A 22,452-nucleotide genomic window follows, 5' to 3' on the forward strand; every position below is an offset into this window, starting at 1 on the left:
GAATGATCAGAGTTCTTTTTTTTATTATTTATAATAAAAAAATCCTCTGCTGTATTTTCAATGTGGCAGAGGATTTTTTGCGTTATGTGTAGCGGCTTACCTTATTCAGTTGCTTCCCCCTGATCGATCAGAGTATAGAAAGTCAGAAGATAAAGCCCACATAAACCTACAAGCCCGTAGACGATTCGGGAGAGCCAGCTCATGCTTCCGAACAGGAACGCTATCAGATTGAAATTAAAGAAGCCGATCAGACCCCAGTTTATGGCGCCGACCACAGCAATGGTCAGAGCAAAATACTGCAGACATTTATTTGCCATAAGTCACCATCCTTTCGTTATACAGGAGATAGTTTTTCACGGAAACAGGGAAAATATACGTATGTGAAAAAAGAAAAAAACGGAAATTTCTTCCAGTCATGAAAAGATCATGAAGGAGAAATTTCCGTTTTTATTTTGGCAGGTATCTTACTGCAGTTTCAGAACCTGGGAAGTCGTCTGTCCGCCGCTTACATTCAGAGTTTCTTTTCCCTGAAGGGTTACATCACTGGTGGTATCTTTCAGAAGAAATACCTGGCATACTGTGACGGTCTTTCCGGGATCGATGGTGTTCATATAATTGTCTACAGCATCATCGTTGGCTTCCGGATAAGTTCCTTCCAGGGATTCTCCGTTCTGGGAAGCCTGGAGAGTGAAGTCCACAAATGCGCTGGACTGGGAATCACCGGAGTTTGTGTAATCGTAGTAGATCATCAGACATGGATTTCCGCCGTAATCGTTGGAGATTGCGAACTGTTTGAAACGGACAGAGAATTTGTCTGTTGTGATATCAATGGATGCACCTGTAGCCTGTGTAGAATCAGAACCTGTGGATTCGGCATCTGTGCTGGAACTGTCTGTGGTGGTATCGTCTGTAAGCTGAGATGAGATCTCATCTTTTACACTCTTGAAGTTCGCACACATAACTTTGACAGTAGTATCATCCAGAGAAACAATCTTCCAATCATTTCCGATTTTGATCAGCGGATAGGTGATATCGATTTCGCTGTATTTCTCATCCGCTGTGGAGGCGTTTTCCGCAAGAAGGGTAGCAAGCATCTCCTGAATATCATCCTGGGTCATTTCTTTTCCGGCATAGGCGGCAACCGCAACTTTACGGGTATATTCCTGAATGGTAGCTGCATAGATGTTGGTTCCGTCGATGTATTTCATGTGGACAGTTACTTTTGCGGTGCCATTCTGAATGTCGAATTTGTTTTTGGTGATCTTGTAAGTCATTTTTTTGTTGACAGTAGTGAAGAAATCTGTGTAGGCGGAATCACGGATATCCGCATCATCCAGAGCACTGAGATCATGACTCTGGAGAAGGTTTTCCATGGTGGTAAAATCCATATTCTGCATGCCTGTGAGAAATTCTTCTGTGGCTTCTACCGGTTTATGGCGCTGAACCATATACCAGGCAATTCCGCCGGCCACCGCAGCGATCAGAAGAATGATCAGACAGATCACAAGTGGTTTTTTGCTTTTTTTCTTTTTGCGAGGAGTATCCTCTTCGAAATCATTGGAGATCAATGACCTGGAGAGCTCGTCGTCGTAAAAATCGTTATTGTCTTCTGTATTCATTATTCCTCCTTACAATAAGTCATCTAGGTTTTCGGGTAAGATAAACCAGATACAGAGTTACCGGATATGGAGTGAATCGTAACACATCTGGTTTACCGTAACGATTATAACATAGGTTTACTGTTTGAGAAACCCCCTGTGTTATGATATACTGTGAGAAACAAAAAAGCAGCAGAAAAGACGAGGTGAAAATATGATACGAACAATTCAGTACTCATTCCCTTCAAAAGCAGACGGACTGGAAATTTCCTGTCTGGCAGTGGTGCCGGAACTGGGACGTGACGAGAAGTACCGTGGGATCATCCAGATTGTTCACGGAATGAGTGAATATAAGGAACGTTATCTTCCTTTTATGGAATATATGGCAGAACGGAAATATGTAAGTGTGATCCATGATCACCGTGGCCACGGAAAGAGTGTGAGGAGCAAAGAAGACCTGGGATATATGTACGGCGGTGGAGCAGATGCCATGCTGCAGGATATCCATACAGTCAACTGCCTGATCAAGGATCATTTTCCGGAACTTTCGCTGATTCTTTTTGGACACAGTATGGGATCCCTGGCTGTTCGTGCTTATGCAGCCCATCATGATGACTGTATGGATATGCTGATCGTCTGCGGATCACCTAGTTACAATGCGCTTCGTCCGGTTGGAGTAGCCCTGGCAAAGGCGGAAAAAGCTGTTTTCGGGCCAAGACACAGCGCAGGTCTGATCGAGATGATGTCTTTTGGAAGTTACGCCATGCGGTTTAAAAAAGAGAAAAACCGTTTTTCCTGGATCTGTTCCGACCCGCAGGTTGTTAAAGATTATTCCGATTCCGAGTATTGCGGATTTACCTTTACGGATGATGCGTATTTGGCACTTTTTGACCTGATGAAAAGAGCGTACGATGTGAAACACTGGAAGTGTACGAAACCGGAGATGCCGGTGCTGTTTATCAGTGGGGCGGAAGACCCCTGTATGGGAAATGTCCGCCAGTTTGCCAAGGCTGTCCGTGCCATGCGGCAGGCAGGATACCGGGATGTCCGGGGAAAATTATATCCGGGAATGCGCCATGAGATCCTCAATGAGAAAGACAGGGAGAAGGTTTATCATGATATATTGATATATATCCACAAAAAATGCCTTTGAACGCTCTGGGATGGGGTGATATAATAAAAACCAGAGTGCTCCTGCAGACATCTGTGAGCGGGCGCAACTACTGAGAAAACAGGGGGATTCATAAATGATGAGAGCAAGTGGAATTTTGCTTCCGGTATCCAGCCTTCCATCGAAATATGGAATAGGATGTTTTTCCGCAGAGGCGTATGAGTTTGTAGACCAGCTGGTAAGGGCTGGGCAGAAATATTGGCAGATCCTTCCTCTTGGACCTACCGGATATGGAGATTCACCGTATCAGTCTTTTTCCACTTTTGCGGGAAATCCGTATTTTATTGATCTGGAAGCCTTTGTAAAAGCTGGTTATCTGGAAGAAAGTGACTGTGAGAACTGCGACTGGGGTGGAAGTGAGAGTTACGTGGATTATGAGAAGATTTATAATTCCAGATTCCGTCTCTTAAGAAAAGCCTTTGAAAATTATGACTGTGAGGGAGATCCAGAGTATCAGAAGTTTGTAGAAGAAAATGCCGCCTGGCTGGAAGATTACAGCCTGTATATGGCCATTAAGGACAGTCTGAACGGGATCAGCTGGATCGAATGGCCAAAAGAGCTTAAAAACAGAGAAAAAGACGCACTGGCTGAGGCAGGAGAAAAACTTGCGAAAGAAGTGGGATTTTACTGTTTCCAGCAGTACTGTTTTTTCAAACAGTGGACAGAGCTGAAAACTTATGCAAATGAGAAAGGCGTGGAGATCATCGGAGATGTACCGATCTACGTTGCGTTTGACAGTGCGGACGCATGGGCACAGCCGGAACTGTTCCAGTTTGATGAGAATAATCTTCCGGTTGGTGTTGCCGGATGCCCGCCAGATGCCTTTTCCGCTACCGGGCAGCTCTGGGGAAATCCTCTTTATGACTGGGAATATCATAAAAAGACAGGCTATGCATGGTGGACACGCCGGATGGCCAACTGTATGAAACTTTATGATGTGGTAAGAATTGATCATTTCAGAGGGTTTGACGAGTATTATTCCATTCCATACGGAGATAAGACTGCGGAATTCGGCCACTGGGAAAAGGGACCGGGAATGGATCTGTTCCGTACTCTCGAAAAAAATCTTGGAAAACTGGATGTGATCGCGGAGGACCTTGGTCTTCTTACAGACAGTGTTATTGAGATGGTGGAAGAATCCGGATTTCCGGGAATGAAGGTTCTTCAGTTTGCGTTTGATGAGAATGAAGACAGTCCGTATCTGACACACAGATATGAAAGAAACTGTATCGTGTATACAGGCACTCATGATAATGAAACCACAAGAGGCTGGTTCCGCAATTTAAGCCAGCATGACCGGAATTTTGCAAAGGCTTATATCGGCTGTGAGGGCAAGCATGAGACTGCAGCCGTATGGAGTCTGATCCGCGCAGCCATGTCCAGTGTGGCGGATCGCTGTGTGATCCCGGTACAGGATTATCTTTGCCTTGGAAATGAGGCAAGGATTAATGAACCGTCAACCCTTGGTGATAACTGGAAGTGGCGTATGAAAAAAGGTCAGCTCAATGAAAAAATCATTGAGAAGATTTATAAAATGACAAAACTTTATGGAAGACTTGTAAAAGAAGAGCAAGAAAAAACAGAGGCTGACGTGGAAATGATATCTGACAAATAAAAAAATGTCAGGATATCAGAAAGGATAAAAGATACATCATGGAAGAACAGAAAACAGAAAATAAGGAAGAGCTGCAGCAGGAGACCACGGAAGAAAAGAATTCCAGCCAGGGAAATTCTTCCACAAGAAGCAGTCTTCTGTGGATTTTTGCAGGTGGTTATCTTGTGTATACAGGATATCGTCTCTGTGCCAATGTGATAAGCGGGGCAGAAGATTCCAGTGTGGGATTTTTGGTAGCGGGAGGTATTTTTGTTGTGATTGGAGCGGTGCTTCTGATCATGGCAGTCCGTAACCTTGCAAAAGCAGGTGCACAGAAACACGATATGGAAGAAGCAGCAGCGAAAAAAGCAGCGGAGGAAGCTGCCAAAGATCAGGAGAATGCGGCAGCTGGAAAGAAACGGATGTCTATTGCGGAACGGGCACATCTGGCAGAGAATCTGGATGATGCACCGGAGGAAGAAGCAAAATAAAATATCAGATGCAGGATAACGCCTGCCAGAATATGATACATATAAACATAAAAAACGGAACATCAGGAGGAAAAAAAATATTTCTTCCGGGGATGTTCCGTTTTTGATTGAGTAAGTTGTGTGGCATATATCGGGTGCAGGACTGCCAAAGGAAAGTAGATATTTTGCCTCACTTGACTTATCTGTGTCTTTGATTTTTTCGACGTTTTTTTCGTGATTTTTTCCTGCCTGGGGTATGTAAGGTAGACCAGCAGAATGCCTGTACCAGTAAAATTCCGATCAGCGCTCCACAGCTGTCAATTCCCACATCCCTTACAGAAGGCCCGCGGGCGTCCACAAAAGACTGATGATATTCGTCCAGGCCGGCAAAACCCACACATACAAATCCTGCAAGAAGCATCAGCCAGATTCCCCGGACTCCGTAAACATAAAGCGGGAAGGAAATGGAGATGGACAACAGACAGTATTCGGTCATATGGGCAGCCTTCCGTACATAAAACTCGATATGGGATGCCTCCTGGGAAAGCTGATCCGGGCTTTTTCCTGTGGCAAGTATTTCATTTTTTGTTTCTACGATCTGATAGCTGACTTTATAACTCAGGGCACCGGAAACTTCTCCGGTCTGTGCGGAAAAAGAGTAGATCACGCACATCATCAGGATCGCAGGTGCAAAAGAAAATGGTTTTAATAATGTAATCAGTATTTTCATGGCTTCAATATAGCACTGTTGTCTGGAAAAGTCCAGAAAAATATAGAAAAAGAACAGAGGGAGAAGAAAAAGGGACGGAGGAGATGAAAGGGGGAAGTGGACAGTAAAGACTAAAATGTGTTAGAATATAAAATAAATTTCAGGGGTATTTTTAAGAAAAAAGAATATTTCCGGGAGCGAACAGAAGAAAATCACAGGGAGGAATCAGATAATGAGTCTTGCAGACAATATATTCATTGACATGTGCAAAGATGTCATAGAAAACGGAACCAGCACAGAGGGAGAGAAGGTACGTCCGGTGTGGGAGGATGGAACTCCGGCTTATACCATCAAGAGATTTGGTGTTGTGAACCGTTATGATCTCCGCAGGGAATTTCCGGCGCTGACTTTGAGAAGAACTGCATTAAAGAGTGCCATGGATGAGATTTTGTGGATCTGGCAGCAGAAATCCAACAATATCCATGATCTTCACAGCCATATCTGGGACAGCTGGGCAGATGAGAACGGCTCCATCGGAAAAGCCTACGGCTATCAGTTGGGTGTGAAACATCAGTATAAAGAGGGAATGATGGATCAGGTGGACAGGGTTCTTTTTGATCTTAAGAACAATCCTTACAGCAGAAGGATCATGACCAATATTTATGTACATCAGGATCTTCATGAGATGAATCTTTACCCATGTGCCTATTCTATGACATTTAATGTGACCAAAGAGCCGGGAAAAGATAAACTGGTCCTCAATGCTGTTCTGAATCAGAGATCTCAGGATATCCTGGCAGCAAATAACTGGAATGTGTGTCAGTATTCCCTTCTTCTGATGATGATCGCACAGTCCTGCGATATGGAAGCAGGAGAGCTGGTTCATGTAATTGCGGACTGTCATATTTATGACCGCCATATTCCGGTGATCAAAGAGCTGATCTCCAGAAAACCGTATCCTGCACCAACGGTAAAACTGAATCCGGAGATCAAAGATTTTTATAAATTTACAACCGATGATCTGATCGTGGAGAATTATGAGACATGGCCGCAGATCAAAAATATCCCGATTGCGGTATAATTGCATATAAAGAAAGGAAATCAGGATGAATATTATTGTTGCAGCAGATAAAAACTGGGGAATTGGAAGAAACAATGAACTTCTGGTAAGCATTCCGGCAGATATGAAGATGTTCCGTCAGGAAACTACAGGAAAAGTGGTTGTTATGGGAAGAAAAACGCTGGAGTCTTTTCCAAACGGACTTCCTCTTAAGAACAGAACCAACATTGTGATCACCGGAAATAAGGATTATCAGGTAAAAGGTGCGGTGGTCGTTCACAGCATCGAAGAGGCGTTAAAAGAAGTGGAAAAATATCCGGCACAGGATGTGTACTGCATCGGCGGAGACAGTATTTACAGACAGATGCTTCCTTACTGCGATGTGGCCCATGTGACCAAGATCGATTTTGCATATGAAGCAGATGCACATTTCCCGAACCTGGATGAGGATTCGGACTGGGAAGTTACAGCGGAGAGTGAAGAGCAGACGTATTTTGATCTGGAGTATACGTTTATGAAATATGAGAGAAAAAATAAATAATGCTTGCTTTGTAATTACACAGAAAAACAATATAAAACAGGCCACCGGTAAAAATCCGGCGGCCTGTTTTTGGCTCTTAATATTATGTATAAATCCCAAAATCCGGTAATTGATTACTCGATTACATGGATCCATCCTTCCGGAGCTTCGATGCGTCCCATCTGGATACCTGTCAGTGTGTCGTACAGTTTCTGGATAACCGGGCCCATCTTCTCCATTCCGCTTGGGAAGCAGATTTCTTTGCCATGGTCGTTGATCTTTCCAACTGGAGAGATAACAGCAGCAGTACCGCAAAGACCACACTCTGCGAAATCTTTCACTTCGTCGAAGTAGATCTCACGCTCCTCAGCTTCCAGTCCCAGGTACTCTTTTGCAACGTAGATCAGGGAACGACGTGTGATGGATGGAAGGATACTGTCAGACTTCGGTGTTACAACCTTGCCGTCTTTTGTAACGAAGATGAAGTTAGCTCCGCCTGTCTCCTCAACTTTTGTACGAGTCTTAGGATCAAGGTACATGTTCTCATCAAATCCCTGTTTGTGAGCATCTACGATAGCGTGAAGGCTCATTGCGTAGTTCAGTCCGGCTTTGATGTTACCTGTTCCACAAGGTGCGGCACGGTCGAAGTCACTGACACGGATTGTGATCGGTTTAGCGCCGCCTTTGAAGTACGGTCCAACCGGTGTTGTAAGGATACGGAACTGATACTCGTCAGCTGGTTTAACACCGATTACGGCATTGGAACCGAACATGTACGGACGAAGATAGAGAGTTGCGCCTGAGCCGTATGGTGGAACCCATGCGGCATTTGCCTTAACAACCTGATTGACAGCGTCGATAAATCTCTCTTTCGGGAATACCGGCATTTCAAGTCTTGCAGCAGAAGCAGCGATACGCTCTGCGTTCAGGTCAGGACGGAAAGTAACGATATGTCCGTCTTCTGTTGTGTAAGCTTTCAGGCCTTCAAATACACTCTGAGAATACTGAAGTACACCGGCGCACTCATTAAGTACGATATTCGGGTCTGTGCTTAAAGTACCCTCATCCCATTTTCCATCTTTAAAATTAGACACGTATCTGTAGTCGGTTGGCATGTAGCCAAATCCGATGCTGGACCAGTCAATGTTCTTTTTTTCCATAACGATTCCTCCGTTTACGAATTTTTACTTTTTACCATTGTAAAACTTTTACGTGCTGACTTCAATAGTTTTTTGCGCCTTTTTTGTATTTGCTTGTAATTTTAACGGGATTTCGCTATAATAAAAGTTATCTATGGACTGGAGGAAAAAATGGACAATCACGAATTTGAAGACCTTGGAAAAAAGATTCAGGATATTGTAGATAATGCCGTGAATTCAAACAGCTACCATGAGCTGAGCCATACTATCAACCAGACGGTAAATAAGGCAATTGATTCCGGAAGTGAGGCTCTGAAAAATGCCATGAATTCCGTATTTGAACCGGGAAATGATCCCCAGTTTCGAAAGAGAAGCTATACCTATCAGAGCCCCTATTATGGAAAAAGTAAAAAAGCGAAAGAGCAGGCCGCGAAGAAACAGACGGAGCTTCTTTATGGAAAAACAACCGGCGAAAATCTGAAAGGCATGATGATGGCAGTTTCCGGCGGAATCCTTTTAAGCGGTATGGGCCTTGGAGCCATGGTGCTTCTGATCTGGATGGGCCTTGGTCATTGTGGTGCACTAGCGGCAGGGGTTCTTGGTGTGATGTGTGCAGGCGCGGCAGGTGGCGGTGCTCTTCTGGGGGCAGGAACCAGCCGTCTTGGTAGACTGGGGCGTTTTCAGAAATATATCCGTGCACTGGGAGACCATACTTACTGTAATTTCCAGAAACTTGCCCAGGCAGCAGGAAAGACAGAGAAATTTGTAAAAAAAGATATCAGCAGGATGATCGAGAAAGGCTGGTTCCTGGAAGGCCATGTAGATGCTGAAGGCACCTGTCTGATCACCAGCAATGAGACGTATCAGCAGTATCTGGAAACGCAGAAACAGCTGGAACTCCGCAAACAGGAGGCAGATCCGAAAGTTCAGCTTGAAGAGAATATGAGCCCGGAGGCCCAGGAAGTTCTGAGAAAAGGAAATGAATTTCTGGTAAAGATTCGAAAGAGCAATGATGCCATTCCCGGAGAGGAGATTTCCGCGAAGATTTCCAGAATGGAACTGATCGTTCAGAAGATTTTTGAGCGTGCCGGAGAACATCCGGAGGTAATCCCGGATCTTAAGAAGCTGATGGATTATTATCTTCCTATGACGGTGAAACTTCTGGATGCCTACGAAGATATGGACGGACAGCCTGTACAGGGCGAGAATATCACAGCTTCCAAGAAAGAGATTGAGGAAACCATTGATACACTGAATGTTGCTTTTGAAAAACTTCTGGATTCCATATTCCGGGATACCGCCTGGGATGTATCTACGGATATTTCTGTGTTACATACGGTTCTGGCACAGGAAGGTCTGACAGAAGATGATTTCGAAAAAATGAAACAGAATGCGGAAATGAAATAAGTACAACGAGCAGATGAGAAAACAAATCGCAGATGACTGCCGGAAGGTACAGCTGATTAAGGAGAAGATTATGGGAGAAGAATTTAAGGACTTTGAGGTGGAAGCCCCGGTGCTGACTCTGGAACCGGATCTTACAGAAGAAAAAGAAGAAATTGCGGCAAAAGAACCGGAGAAACCGCAGGAACCTGCAGTGGAGGAACCGGTGTTATCTCCTCAGGAACAGAAAATCGTAGAAGATTTTGCGGCAAAGATCGATATTGAAAATACGAACCAGATCCTCCAGTATGGAGCTGGTACGCAGAAAAAAATGGCAGATTTTTCTGATGCGGCACTGGTAAATGTGAAGACCCAGGATCTTGGAGAGGTGGGAGAGCTGCTTGCAAATGTGGTAGGAGAACTGAAAGATTTTGATGCCACAGAAGAAAAGGGACTCTTCGGTTTCTTCAAAAAACAGACAGCGAAGGTGGAAACCCTGAAAAACCGTTACACAAAAGCCGAGGGAAATGTGACGAAAATTACAGAAGCCCTGGAACAGCACCAGATGCGCCTGATGAAGGACTCCGCTGTGCTAGATAAGATGTATGAGCAGAATCTGGCATATTTTAAAGAACTTTCCATGTACATCCTTGCAGGCAAAAAGAAACTTCAGGAAGTCCGGGAAGGAAAACTTAGGGAACTTCATCAGAAAGCAGCGGCAAGCGGACTTCCGGAAGATGCACAGGCAGCCAATGATCTGGAAAACAAATGTGACCGTTTTGAGAAGAAGCTTCATGATCTGGAGCTGACCAGAACCATTTCCATGCAGACAGCACCACAGATCCGTATGATCCAGAACAATGACACCACCATGATCGAGAAGATCCAGACCACCATTGTAAATACCATTCCCCTCTGGAAAAGCCAGATGGTTCTGGCTCTCGGAATTGCACATTCCACAGAAGCCGCACAGGCACAGCGGCAGGTTACAGATCTTACCAATGAGCTTTTGAAGAAAAACGCGGAAACTCTCCACCTGGCATCTGTGGAAACCGCAAAGGAGTCCGAGAGAGGCATTGTAGATATTGAAACTCTGAAAAAGACCAATCAGGAGCTGATCCAGACACTGGATGATGTGATGAAGATTCAGCAGGAGGGCCGTGAGAAACGTCAGGCAGCAGAAGCAGATATGAGACGTATGGAAAATGAGCTGAAAACAAAACTGCTGGAGATCCGGCGTTAAGCGTAAGAGCGAAAAGATAGTTCAGAAAGGAAAGGCAGGGCGTTTGAAGACACCTGCCTTTCAGGATTCATAAAGGAGATTTTTATGTACAGAGATCATACAAAAGTAATAAAAATTGGAAACCGTGTTATCGGAGGAGGAAATCCGATCCTCATCCAGTCTATGACCAACACGAAAACTGAAGATGTGGAAGCAACTGTTGCACAGATCCTTTCCCTGGAAAAAGCAGGCTGCGATATTATCCGCTGTGCAGTTCCCACTATGGAAGCTGCGAAAGCTTTATCCCAGATCAAAAAACAGATCCACATTCCTCTGGTTGCGGACATTCATTTTGATTATCGTCTTGCTATTGCAGCCATGGAAAACGGCGCAGACAAGATCCGTATCAACCCGGGAAATATCGGTTCAAAAGAACGGATCCAGGCAGTTGTAGATACTGCAAAGGAACGGAATATCCCTATCCGCGTAGGGGTAAACAGCGGTTCCCTTGAAAAAGAACTGGTGGAAAAATATCACGGTGTCACAGCAGAGGGCCTTGTGGAGAGCGCCCTTGATAAAGTACGCATCATTGAAGAGATGGGTTACGATAATCTGGTGATCAGTATCAAATCTTCCGATGTCCTTATGTGTGCAAAAGCCCATGAGCTGATCGCAAAACAGACACAGTATCCGCTTCATGTGGGAATTACAGAAGCAGGAACTTTGTACTCCGGAAATATCAAATCAGCCATCGGACTTGGAATCATTCTGTATCAGGGAATCGGTGATACCATCCGTGTTTCCCTGACCGGTGCACCGCTGGAAGAAGTAAAATCAGCGAAGAGGATCCTGAAAACACTGGGACTTCGAAAAGGAGGAGTGGAAGTTGTTTCCTGCCCTACCTGTGGAAGAACCAAAATTGATCTGATCGGCCTTGCAAACCAGGTAGAAACCATGGTTCAGGATATTCCTCTTGATATCAAAGTTGCAGTTATGGGCTGCGTGGTAAATGGCCCGGGAGAGGCAAAGGAAGCAGATATCGGAATCGCGGGAGGCGATGGCGTTGGCCTTCTGATCAAACATGGAGAGGTTGTAAAGAAAGTACCGGAGACAGAACTTCTGGATACACTTCGCCAGGAACTTCTTACCTGGAATGAACAGGAGTCATAATGGAGAAAGATTTTTTTGACGTATTTCCTCATCTGAAAGTAAAAAAAGAGCTGGAAGAACTTCTGGACATGGTATTTGTGACAAAAGTTTCCATGAATCCGGGAAGAACGCATCTGAGGGTATATATCGAAAGCAGCCGCTGGATCCACAAGAAAAATATCTTTGCCCTGGAGGATGAGATTGAACGGCAGTGTTTTCCGGGAATTCCCATGACTGTTACCGTTGTGGAAAAATTTCATCTTTCCGAGCAGTACACACCGGAGAATTTCCTGGAAAGCTACCGTTCCAGTATGGAGTTGGAGCTGCGCAGCTACAATATGCTGGAGTACAATCTGTTCCGCAGAGCAAAGCTTACGTTTACCGGAAAGGATGCCATGCGTATGGAACTTCCGGATACGGTGATCTCCAGGCAGAAGAGCGAAATCCTCATCGAATACTTTCATAAAGTTTTCTGTGAACGATGTGGGATGGATCTGAAAGTAGACCTGGATTTTGTGGAGGCGAAAGAGAGTAAATACCGGAAAAATGCCGCACTTCAGATCAAACAGGAAGTGGAGAATGTTCTGAAACATGCCAAACTCGGCGGAGATCAGGAGAGTGAACCGAAGCAGGAGGAGGCATCCAAAGAGGAGACAAAGAAAGCTTCCGGAGAGAAAAAGGGCGAAAAGACAAACGAAAAGAAATCTTTTGACAAAAAGCAGCAGAAAGGCCAGAAAGGTGATTTCCGCAGCGGGTTCGGATTCCGTAGAGACAGCAATCCGGATGTGGTTTACGGCAGGGATTTTGACGGAGAGCCGATTCCACTGGAGGGTATCACCGGAGAGATGGGAGAAGTTATCATCCGCTGCCAGGTTATGGATGTGGAAGCCCGTGAGATCCGAAATGAAAAAACGATCCTGATCTTTCCGGTGACCGATTTTACGGACAGTATTGTTGTGAAGATGTTCCTGCGTAACGAGCAGGTTCCGGAAGTGACGGAAAGTGTAAAAAAAGGTGCGTTCCTGAAACTGAAAGGTGTTACCACCATTGACCGTTTTGACAGCGAGCTGACCATCGGAAATATTACAGGTATCAAGAAAATTGCCAATTTTACCAGTTCGAGAATGGATACCAGTCCTCAGAAACGTGTGGAACTTCACTGCCATACCAAGATGAGCGACATGGATGGTGTCACCGATGCCAAGGCGCTGGTAAAACGTGCCTATGAGTGGGGCCATAAGGCTATCGCTATCACCGATCATGGTGTGGTGCAGTCTTTCCCTGAGGCAAACCATTGCTTTGATGCCTGGGGAGGCTGTGTTCCCAAAGAGTCTGATTTCAAGGTGCTCTATGGCATGGAGGCTTATCTTGTGGATGACCTGAAAGGTATGGTCACCAATTCCAAAGGACAGCGGCTGGACGGTGATTTTGTTGTTTTTGATATTGAGACAACGGGATTCTCGGCACTGACCTGCAAGATTATTGAGATCGGTGCGGTAAAAGTGGAGAAGGGACAGATCACGGACCGTTTTTCCACCTTTGTAAATCCGGAAGTGCCCATTCCGTTCCGTATTGAACAGCTGACAAGCATCAATGATTCCATGGTTCTGGATGCGCCTACCATAGAGGAAGTGCTGCCGAAATTCCTGGAATTCTGTGAGGGCTGCGTGATGGTGGCCCATAATGCGGACTTTGATATGAGCTTTATCATTGAAAACTGCAAACGACAGGGAATCCCGGATGATTTTACCTATGTGGATACAGTAGGTATGGCCAGATTCCTTCTTCCTGCCCTGAACCGTTTTAAGCTGGATACCGTAGCCAAGGCAGTAGGTGTTTCCCTGGATCATCACCACAGAGCGGTGGATGATGCGGCATGTACCGCGGAGATTTTTGTGCGGTTTGTAAAGATGCTGGAAGAAAGAGATATTTTTGACGTGGATGAGATGAACAGCCAGGGTGCGGTTTCACCGGATACCATCCGGAAACTGCCTACCTATCATGCCATTGTTTTTGCAAGGAACGAAACAGGAAGGATCAATTTGTACAAACTGGTAAGCCAGTCCCATTTAAAGTACTATCACAGACGACCCAGAGTCCCAAAAAGCGTACTGAAAAAATACAGAGATGGCCTTCTGGTGGGAAGTGCCTGCGAGGCAGGAGAACTTTATCAGGCACTTCTTCGCAATGTACCGGATCAGGAGATCGCCAGACTTGTGAACTTCTATGATTATCTGGAGATCCAGCCACTGGGAAACAATGCGTTCATGCTTGCAGATGAGAAGCACGATATGATCAATTCCGAGGAAGATTTAAAAGAGATAAACCGGAAGATCGTAAAACTTGGCGAACAGTTCAAAAAGCCGGTAGTTGCCACCTGCGATGTGCATTTCATGGATCCTCAGGATGAGGTTTACCGCCGGATTATCATGGCAGGAAACGGATTTTCCGATGCAGATAACCAGGCACCGCTTTACCTTCGTACAACGGAGGAAATGCTGGAGGAATTTTCCTATCTGGGAAGTGAAAAAGCAGAAGAAGTGGTCATTACCAATACCAACAAGATCGCGGATATGATCGAGAAGATCTCGCCGATCCATCCGGATAAATTTCCGCCGGTCATTGAAAACTCCGAGCAGGATCTTAAGAATATCTGTTTCACAAAAGCCCACGAAATGTACGGAGATCCGCTTCCGAAGATCGTGGAGGACCGTCTGGACCGGGAGCTGAACTCCATTATCTCCAATGGTTATGCGGTGATGTATATCATTGCACAGAAACTGGTATGGAAATCCAATGAGGATGGTTATCTGGTAGGTTCCCGAGGTTCGGTAGGTTCTTCCCTGGCAGCGACTATGTCCGGTATCACGGAGGTAAATCCTCTGCCGCCGCATTATCTCTGTCCGAATCCGGACTGTAAATACAGCGATTTTGATTCTCCGGAGGTAAAAAAATACGCAGGTATGGCAGGGTGTGACATGCCGGATAAGATCTGCCCGAAATGTGGCACCAAGATGAACAAAGAAGGATTTGATATCCCGTTTGAGACATTCCTTGGTTTCAAAGGAGATAAGGAGCCGGATATCGACCTGAACTTTTCCGGAGAATACCAGGCCAATGCTCACCGGTATACGGAGGTTATCTTCGGAAAAGGCCAGACATTCAAGGCAGGAACCATTGGTACCCTTGCGGAAAAGACCGCATTTGGTTATGTGAAGAATTATTATGAAGAGCGGGGACAGCACAAGCGTTACTGTGAGATCAACCGTATTGTGCAGGGTTGCACCGGCGTCCGTCGTACTACGGGCCAGCATCCGGGAGGAATCATCGTACTGCCCATGGGTGAGGAGATCGAGAAATTTACGCCTGTGCAGCATCCGGCCAATGATGTAAACAGCGATATCATTACCACACATTTTGATTACCATTCTATTGACGGAAACCTTCTGAAGCTTGATATACTGGGACACGATGATCCGACCATGATTCGTATGCTGGAGGATCTTACTGGCATCAGTGCGAGAACGGTTCCACTGGATCAGAGAGATGTCATGTCCCTGTTTGCAGGAACTCAGGCCCTGGGGATCAGCCCGGAAGATATTGGCGGCTGTAAGCTTGGATGCCTGGGGATCCCGGAGTTTGGTACGGATTTTGCCATGCAGATGTTAATTGATACCAAGCCGAAATATTTTTCCGACCTGGTACGTATTGCGGGACTTTCTCATGGTACGGACGTATGGCTTGGAAATGCCCAGGTACTGATTCAGAACGGAACGGCGACCATTTCCACCGCGATCTGTACGCGAGATGATATTATGATCTACCTTATTGGAAAAGGGGTGGAAAGCGGTCTGGCATTTACCATCATGGAGAGTGTCCGTAAAGGAAAAGGTCTCCGTGACGAATGGATCCAGACTATGAAAGATCATGATGTTCCGGACTGGTATATCTGGTCCTGCAAGCTGATCAAGTATATGTTCCCGAAGGCCCATGCGGCGGCCTACGTTATGATGGCCTACCGTATCGCCTGGTATAAAGTGTTTCATCCGCTGGCATATTATGCGGCATTTTTCAGTATCCGTGCCACATCTTTTTCCTATGAACTGATGTGTATGGGAAAAGAACGCCTGGAATATTATATGGCAGAGATCCGCAAAAAAGGCGATGAGGCATCCAAGAAGGAGCAGGATACACTGAAGGATATGAGAATCGTACAGGAGATGTACGCCAGAGGTTTTGATTTTGTGCCCATTGACCTTTATAAAGCAAAGGCCCACCGGTTCCAGATCATTGGAAATAAACTGATGCCTGCGCTGGATACCATAGAGGGTCTTGGAGATAAGGCGGCAGAGGCTGTGGTAGATGCAGCCGCGAAGGGAAAATTTCTTTCCAAGGATGATTTCCGCGACCGCACCAAAGTCAGCAAGACCGTTATCGATCTGATGGATGATCTGGATCTGTTCGGAGACATTCCACAGTCCAATCAGATGTCACTGTTTGATTTTACGGGTTGATATATGACACCGGAAGGGCTTACAATAAATAAAAATGTTGCCATTTCTCTTAACGGGAGATATGGCAGCGAGAACTCCCAGGAGGATATCAAAATAATATGAAAAAAGAAGAATTAAGATACCTGCAGCGACTTGCGGAGCTGTATCCTACCATAGCAAAAGCTTCAACAGAGATCATCAATCTGCAGTCTATATTAAACCTCCCGAAAGGTACCGAACATTTCATGTCGGACATCCACGGAGAGTATGATGCATTTTCCCATGTTCTTCGAAATGGTTCCGGCGCTGTGCGGAAAAAGATTGATGATGTGTTCGGACATACCTTAAGTAACAGCGACAAACGTTCTCTTGCCACACTGATCTATTATCCCAAGGAAAAGATGGAAGTTGTGAAAAAGCATGAAGAAGATATGGAGAACTGGTACAAGATCACCCTTTATCGTCTGATCGAAGTGTGCAAGACAACGGCATCCAAATATACCCGATCCAAGGTGCGTAAAGCACTCCCGGCGGATTATGCCTATGTGATCGAGGAGCTGATCACAGAAAAAGCGGAAGTCCTGGACAAAGAGGCATATTACGATGCTATCGTCAACACCATCATTGAGATCGGCAGGGCAGAGAATTTTATCATTGCCCTGGCAGAACTGATCCAGCGTCTGGTTGTGGATCATCTTCATGTTTTGGGAGATATTTATGATCGAGGTCCGGGCCCGCATTTTATCATGGACCGTCTGATGAAATACCACTCTCTGGATATCCAGTGGGGAAATCACGATGTAGTCTGGATGGGTGCTGCCACAGGCCAGAAAGCCTGCATTGCAACCGTGATCCGAAACAGTATCCGCTACCGGAACATGGATATCTTGGAGGACGGATATGGAATCAATCTCATGCCGCTGGCAACCTTTGCAATGGAAGCTTATAAAGATGATCCCTGCACTGTTTTTGAGATGAAGGGAGATGCCAATAATTACAGCATTCTGGAAGAAGAGCTTGGTAGGAAGATGCACAAAGCTATCGCTATTATCCAGTTTAAACTGGAAGGCCAGCTGATCCGCCGGCACAAAGAGTTCCATATGGAAAACCGGTGCCTGCTTCAGAGGATCGATCCGAAAAAGGGAACGATCACACTTCCGGACGGAAAAGAATATCCGTTGACCGATACATATTTTCCTACGATCGACTGGAAAAAGCCATATGAACTTACCCCAGAGGAAAAAGATGTGATGGAACGCCTGGATTCCGCGTTCCGTAACTGCGAGAAACTGCAGAACCATGTGCGTCTTCTTCTGGATAAGGGAGGCCTTTACAAGACTTACAACGGAAATCTTCTGTTTCACGGAAGCATTCCTCTCAATGAAGACGGAAGCCTGAAGGAAGTCCAGATCTATGGAAAAACCTACAAGGGAAAAGAGCTCTACGATGTGCTGGAGACCTATGTGCGCCGGGCATTTTTCTCTGTCAATGAAGACGAAAAGCGTAAAGGCAGGGATATCATGTGGTATATCTGGGCCGCCCCAAATTCTCCTTTATTTGGGAAAGACAAGATGACCACTTTTGAGCGTTATTTTATTAAAGATAAGGAAACGCATAAAGAAACAAAAAATGCTTACTATCATCTTCTGGAAAACGAGGAAGTTGTAGACAATCTGCTCCGTGAATTCGGACTGGATCCGGAAAAAGGCCATATCATCAACGGCCATGTGCCGGTTCACCAGAGCGAAGGAGAGAGCCCTGTAAAATGCAATGGAAAAGTTCTTGTCATTGACGGCGGTTTTTCCAGACCATATCAGAAAGTTACGGGAATTGCCGGTTATACACTGGTCTATAACTCCTATGGACTGATCCTGTCTGCTCATGAGCCTTTTACTTCCGCAGAAGAGGCAGTAGCCAAGGAACAGGATATTGTTTCCAACCGGGTGGCAGTTCATTACAATAACAAACGTACACTGGTAGGAGATACGGATACAGGAGCTGCTCTGAAGGAGAGGATCGGGGAGTTGATCCAGCTTTTGGAAGCTTACAGAAAAGGTATCATCAAAGAGAAAAAATAAGTGAAAATGCGAAGTACACAGACAGTTTATCCTATGCTATAGTAAACAGAGGTGATGCAGATGAGAAGAAACAAAAGAAGAAAACAGCGGCTGAAGTCAGCGCTAGTCCTGCTGATCGTTCTGTTTATCCTGGCGGGACTTGGTGGTATGCTGTTTATCTCACACAAGAATAAAGTAGAAAAACAACAGAGGAAAGAGGCGGCACTGGCAGCTCTGGAGAGTATTCCGGAAGTGACAGCCACCCCTGTAGCGACGGCGACACCGGTTCCAACAGCGACACCGACACCATCAGTAACTCCGATTCCTACCATACTGCCGGCTTTTGAACCGGAAAATTATCAGGGAATCTGGTACAGCGAAGATGGACTGACAACGATTAATATTTACGATATCAGTCTGAAGTCCGTTTCGTTTACCTATAAGCGTATAAATGGAAGAAATCATTCCCTGAGTGCGGAGGCAGATGTAACTGCGGAAGTGGCAGGAAATGCCACACAGTTTCGGTTTAAGGATTCGGAAGGGAACAAGGCAAAAGGAGAGTTTGTTTTTGATAAAAGCGGAGAGCTTTATGTAAAAGTCAAAACTTATAAAAGGGCAGACGGATCAAAGACCTATCCAAAAACAGAATCTATTATGAGAAGAGAAGCTCCGGTAGAGGAGGACTCATCACAGGAACAGACGGCTGATAATAATGCAGCAGAAGGATCTTCGGAAACATCGGAGGAAGGAACAGTGTCCTATGATGAAAATACTTACAGTGAAGATACCTATTATAATGGAAGTAATGATACGTCATCTCAGGAAGATGCCGATATTTATCAGATTCCATATGGTGAGGAAGAAACTTATTACACGGAGTAGGAAGCGGGATAGCACAGCTGCCGGTCTGACATAAAAAATAAAGAATCCCCGGATTTGTGGCATTTGGAAATTTTCTGTACAGAAAGTTTCCTAGCTGCTTCAAATTCCGGGGATTTCTTTATTTGATCATTTTTTTTCGGTCTGTACGGCCGACGAGATAGTCAATGCTGGTGTCGTAATAATTTGCCAGCCGGATAAGCATTTCGATAGGAATATTACGGGATCCCGTCTCATAATGGGAATAAGAACGCTGACTGATATGAAGAATCTCACTTAATTCTTTCTGGGACAGATCTGCGTCTGTACGTAAATCCTGAATACGCTGAAATTTCATTGTGCTCACCTCTTCTTTCTATAGGAAGTATAAAACAGAACGAATTGCACTCTTGCAAAAGAGAGCAAAATGGACTATACTAAATTCATTATCTTCTTTTATTCAGAAAATGTCTATCTGAAATTTCCCATTTATAAATGAAAAAGACGAAAAAACTGAAGATCGGGTTCGGATTTTATCGCAGAAAGGAAAAGATTTGTTTGCAAGTGTTTTATCGGCGGCGATTTTTGGCATGGAAGTGCGGGAAATCCAGGTTGAAGCAGATGTCAGTGACGGACTTCCTTCTTTTACTATGGTTGGTTTTCCATCTGCACAGGTGAGAGAAGCACAGGAGCGAGTGCGGACAGCATTCAAAAATAACCGGCTCAGTCTGCCACCCAAAAGAGTGACCGTGAATTTTGCGCCGGCAGATATGAAGAAGGAAGGTGCAGGCTTTGACCTGCCGGTAGCTGCGGCAGTGATGGCAGCAGCCGGAATACTGGAACCGGAGCTTCTAAAAGAGGTTCTGGTTGTAGGCGAAATCAGTCTGAATGGAGAAATTCATGGAGTTTCCGGGGTTCTGCCGCGGGTGATCCGGGCAAGAGAACTTGGACTTCGATTTTGTATTATTCCTCAGGAAAACCTGAGAGAGGGAAGGCTGGTACGGGATATGCAGGTGGTTGGTGTGAAGACACTGACAGATATGATTTGCTGCCTGAAGGAACCACAGATGTATACATATCCGGAACCGGAAGTAGAAAAAAGAGAAAGCCAGGAAGAAAAAGGTGTCGATTTTGCGGATATCTGTGGTCAGGAAGCGGCAAGACGAGCAGCGGAAATCGCAGTCAGCGGGTTTCACAATATCCTTTTTATTGGCCCACCGGGTTCCGGGAAAACCATGCTTGCAAGGCGTCTGCCGACAGTTATGCCGAAACTTACTTTTGAGGAGAGTCTGGAGATAACAAAAGTATACAGTGTGGCAGGACTTCTCACAGAAAAAGATCCACTGATCAGGGAAAGGCCATTTCGCAGTCCCCATCATACCAGTTCTCCACAGGCATTGGCAGGAGGAGGCAGGATTCCAGGCCCGGGGGAAATTACTCTGGCACACAGGGGCGTACTTTTTCTGGATGAAATGCCGGAATTTTCCAGGAAAAGTCTGGAGATTCTTCGACAGCCTCTGGAAGATAAAGAAATTCATCTGTCCAGGGCAGCAGGAACTTATACATTTCCTGCGAGTTTTATGCTGGCAGCGGCGATGAACCCCTGCCCGTGTGGATTTTATCCGGATATGAACCGCTGTCGTTGCACACCTGGAGAAATTACACATTATCTGGGCAAAATCAGCCAGCCTCTTCTGGAGCGGATTGATATCTGCACAGAAGTTCCGGCCGTGAGTTTTTCAAAAATGAAAAAAAGAATACAGGGGGAATCTTCGGCGAAAATCAGAGAAAGAGTAGAGGCGGTACAGGAGATTCAGAGAAAGCGTTATCAGAAAGAAGAAATCTGTTTTAACGGAGAGCTTGACGGAAGAATGCTGGAGAAGTACTGTGTGTTGACGAGGGCAGCAGAAGAAATACTGGAACAGGCATACGGGCAGTTCCAGTTCAGCACCAGGGCATATCACAAGATACTGAAAGTAGCCAGAACCATTGCGGATATGGAAAAATCAGAAAAGATTCAATCGGAACATATCTGTGAGGCACTGACATACCGGGCATATGATAAAAAATATTGGTCATAAAACAGCAGAAAGGAAGGTACTTTATAATGGAAGAAATACAGAAAAAGATTCGCTGTGCGGAAAAAAACAGTCGTATTTATCCGGCAAAACTCCGGGAAATTTCCGGTATGCCGGAGAGACTGTATTATATTGGAAGGTTTCCTGAAAATGACCGTCCTTCCGCTGCGATTGTGGGAGCCAGACTGTGCAGTACCTACGGTCGGATACAGGCTTTTCGTTATGGGAAGTTTTTGAGTGAGCATGGTGTACAGGTGATCAGCGGTATGGCAGCCGGGATTGATGCAGAAAGCCATAAAGGAGCACTGGAAGGAGGAACGCCGACGTTTGCAGTGCTTGGAAACGGCGTCGATATCTGTTATCCGTCATCCAGCAGAAGTATTTACCGGAGGATTCCTCAGGAAAATGGTGGAATTATCAGCGAATATGAACCAGGAACCAGAGGCAGGGCCTATCATTTTCCGGCCAGGAACCGGATCATCAGCGGACTTGCGGATCTGGTACTTGTGGTGGAAGCAAAAGAAAAGAGTGGATCGCTGATTACTGCAGCCTGTGCACTGGAGCAGGGAAAAATGGTATATGCCATTCCAGGAGCGGTAAATGATGCGTTAAGCCGTGGATGCCACAAACTGATTTACGATGGAGCGGGGATTGCCTATTCCCCGGAAATTCTTCTGGATGAGTGGGGTTTGTCTGTGAAAAAAAAGACAAATTTGTCGGGAAAAACCAAGATAGGACTTGCAACGGATTTGGATTTGGTGTATAGTTGTCTCGATTTACGACCAAAAAATCTGGATCAGATTATCAGAAAAACCGGTTTTTCACCGGGAAAAACAGCCGGTATACTGGGACAGCTCATGCTGATGGGACTGGTGAAGGAAACCGGAAGACAGAATTATATCAGACTTGAATAACCGCCTTTTTGCCGGCAGCAGTGAGATTTTTTACACC

18 protein-coding genes are annotated in these 22,452 nt (G+C 45.4%); 13 read left to right on the plus strand and 5 right to left on the minus strand.

Features of this window, described 5'->3' with window-relative positions; all coding sequences use genetic code 11:
• Positions 1–101: 101 nt before the first annotated feature.
• Positions 102–317, minus strand: coding sequence for a DUF378 domain-containing protein (locus tag GPK88_RS14550; RefSeq protein ID WP_148448156.1), 216 nt, complete (start codon positions 315–317; stop codon positions 102–104).
• Between the two features lie 147 nt (positions 318–464).
• Positions 465–1,619 (minus strand): DUF5067 domain-containing protein, encoded by a 1,155-nt coding sequence (locus tag GPK88_RS14555; protein WP_243279029.1) that lies wholly within the window; start codon positions 1,617–1,619, stop codon positions 465–467.
• A 193-nt stretch (positions 1,620–1,812) separates the two neighbouring features.
• Between GPK88_RS14555 and GPK88_RS14560 the strand changes: the two genes are divergently transcribed.
• The 3 genes from GPK88_RS14560 (at position 1,813) to GPK88_RS14570 (ending at position 4,854) form a co-directional block, all read left to right on the plus strand.
• Entirely contained in the window at positions 1,813–2,751 is a 939-nt protein-coding gene (locus GPK88_RS14560; RefSeq protein ID WP_173761888.1) for an alpha/beta fold hydrolase, read from the plus strand.
• Between the two features lie 97 nt (positions 2,752–2,848).
• On the plus strand, positions 2,849–4,384 hold the full coding sequence (gene malQ / locus GPK88_RS14565) for a 4-alpha-glucanotransferase (RefSeq protein WP_148448240.1): 1,536 nt from the start codon (positions 2,849–2,851) through the stop codon (positions 4,382–4,384).
• Between the two features lie 38 nt (positions 4,385–4,422).
• Positions 4,423–4,854 carry a hypothetical protein gene (locus GPK88_RS14570; protein WP_173761889.1) on the plus strand — a complete coding sequence of 144 codons (432 nt, stop codon included), beginning with the start codon at positions 4,423–4,425 and terminating at the stop codon, positions 4,852–4,854.
• 178 nt (positions 4,855–5,032) lie between these two features.
• Here the strand turns inward: GPK88_RS14570 and GPK88_RS14575 are convergent, their stop codons facing one another.
• Positions 5,033–5,563 carry a VanZ family protein gene (locus tag GPK88_RS14575; RefSeq protein ID WP_148448162.1) on the minus strand — a complete coding sequence of 177 codons (531 nt, stop codon included), beginning with the start codon at positions 5,561–5,563 and terminating at the stop codon, positions 5,033–5,035.
• A 211-nt stretch (positions 5,564–5,774) separates the two neighbouring features.
• On the opposite strand from GPK88_RS14575, the gene thyA reads away from it, so the two are divergent.
• Together thyA and GPK88_RS14585 are read left to right on the plus strand one after the other, a co-directional pair.
• On the plus strand, positions 5,775–6,623 hold the full coding sequence (thyA, locus tag GPK88_RS14580; RefSeq protein WP_215707986.1) for a thymidylate synthase: 849 nt from the start codon (positions 5,775–5,777) through the stop codon (positions 6,621–6,623).
• A 25-nt stretch (positions 6,624–6,648) separates the two neighbouring features.
• A complete protein-coding gene (locus tag GPK88_RS14585; protein ID WP_148448164.1) occupies positions 6,649–7,143 on the plus strand; it encodes a dihydrofolate reductase in 495 nt (164 codons plus the stop codon).
• A gap of 113 nt (positions 7,144–7,256) precedes the next feature.
• On the opposite strand, the gene GPK88_RS14590 is transcribed toward GPK88_RS14585, so the two are convergent.
• Positions 7,257–8,282 (minus strand): branched-chain amino acid aminotransferase, encoded by a 1,026-nt coding sequence (locus GPK88_RS14590; RefSeq protein ID WP_148448166.1) that lies wholly within the window; start codon positions 8,280–8,282, stop codon positions 7,257–7,259.
• 150 nt (positions 8,283–8,432) lie between these two features.
• Between GPK88_RS14590 and GPK88_RS14595 the strand changes: the two genes are divergently transcribed.
• From GPK88_RS14595 to GPK88_RS14620, 6 genes are all read left to right on the plus strand, one after another.
• Positions 8,433–9,668, plus strand: a complete 1,236-nt coding sequence (locus tag GPK88_RS14595; RefSeq protein WP_173761890.1) for a 5-bromo-4-chloroindolyl phosphate hydrolysis family protein — start codon at positions 8,433–8,435, stop codon at positions 9,666–9,668.
• A 70-nt stretch (positions 9,669–9,738) separates the two neighbouring features.
• Positions 9,739–10,887, plus strand: coding sequence for a toxic anion resistance protein (locus GPK88_RS14600; RefSeq protein ID WP_148448242.1), 1,149 nt, complete (start codon positions 9,739–9,741; stop codon positions 10,885–10,887).
• Positions 10,888–10,971: 84 nt separating this feature from the next.
• Complete coding sequence (gene ispG, locus GPK88_RS14605) at positions 10,972–12,036, plus strand: flavodoxin-dependent (E)-4-hydroxy-3-methylbut-2-enyl-diphosphate synthase (protein WP_148448171.1); 1,065 nt, start codon at positions 10,972–10,974, stop codon at positions 12,034–12,036.
• Positions 12,036–16,529: a PolC-type DNA polymerase III gene (locus GPK88_RS14610; RefSeq protein ID WP_173761891.1), complete on the plus strand. Its 4,494-nt coding sequence runs from the start codon at positions 12,036–12,038 to the stop codon at positions 16,527–16,529. Before ispG ends, GPK88_RS14610 begins: the two co-directional genes overlap by 1 nt.
• A 98-nt stretch (positions 16,530–16,627) precedes the next feature.
• Positions 16,628–18,586: a fructose-1,6-bisphosphatase gene (locus GPK88_RS14615; protein ID WP_148448175.1), complete on the plus strand. Its 1,959-nt coding sequence runs from the start codon at positions 16,628–16,630 to the stop codon at positions 18,584–18,586.
• A gap of 60 nt (positions 18,587–18,646) precedes the next feature.
• A complete protein-coding gene (locus tag GPK88_RS14620) occupies positions 18,647–19,447 on the plus strand; it encodes a hypothetical protein (RefSeq protein WP_173761892.1) in 801 nt (266 codons plus the stop codon).
• Between the two features lie 118 nt (positions 19,448–19,565).
• On the opposite strand, the gene GPK88_RS14625 is transcribed toward GPK88_RS14620, so the two are convergent.
• Positions 19,566–19,781 (minus strand): helix-turn-helix domain-containing protein, encoded by a 216-nt coding sequence (locus GPK88_RS14625; RefSeq protein ID WP_148448181.1) that lies wholly within the window; start codon positions 19,779–19,781, stop codon positions 19,566–19,568.
• Between the two features lie 196 nt (positions 19,782–19,977).
• Between GPK88_RS14625 and GPK88_RS14630 the strand changes: the two genes are divergently transcribed.
• Positions 19,978–21,504, plus strand: a complete 1,527-nt coding sequence (locus tag GPK88_RS14630) for a YifB family Mg chelatase-like AAA ATPase (protein WP_173761893.1) — start codon at positions 19,978–19,980, stop codon at positions 21,502–21,504.
• 26 nt (positions 21,505–21,530) lie between these two features.
• Positions 21,531–22,415, plus strand: coding sequence for a DNA-processing protein DprA (gene dprA, locus GPK88_RS14635; RefSeq protein ID WP_173761894.1), 885 nt, complete (start codon positions 21,531–21,533; stop codon positions 22,413–22,415).
• Positions 22,416–22,452 lie beyond the last annotated feature (37 nt).

Origin of the sequence: Blautia sp. MCC269 (assembly GCF_018785655.1) — a bacterium.
Lineage (GTDB): Bacteria > Bacillota > Clostridia > Lachnospirales > Lachnospiraceae > Blautia_A.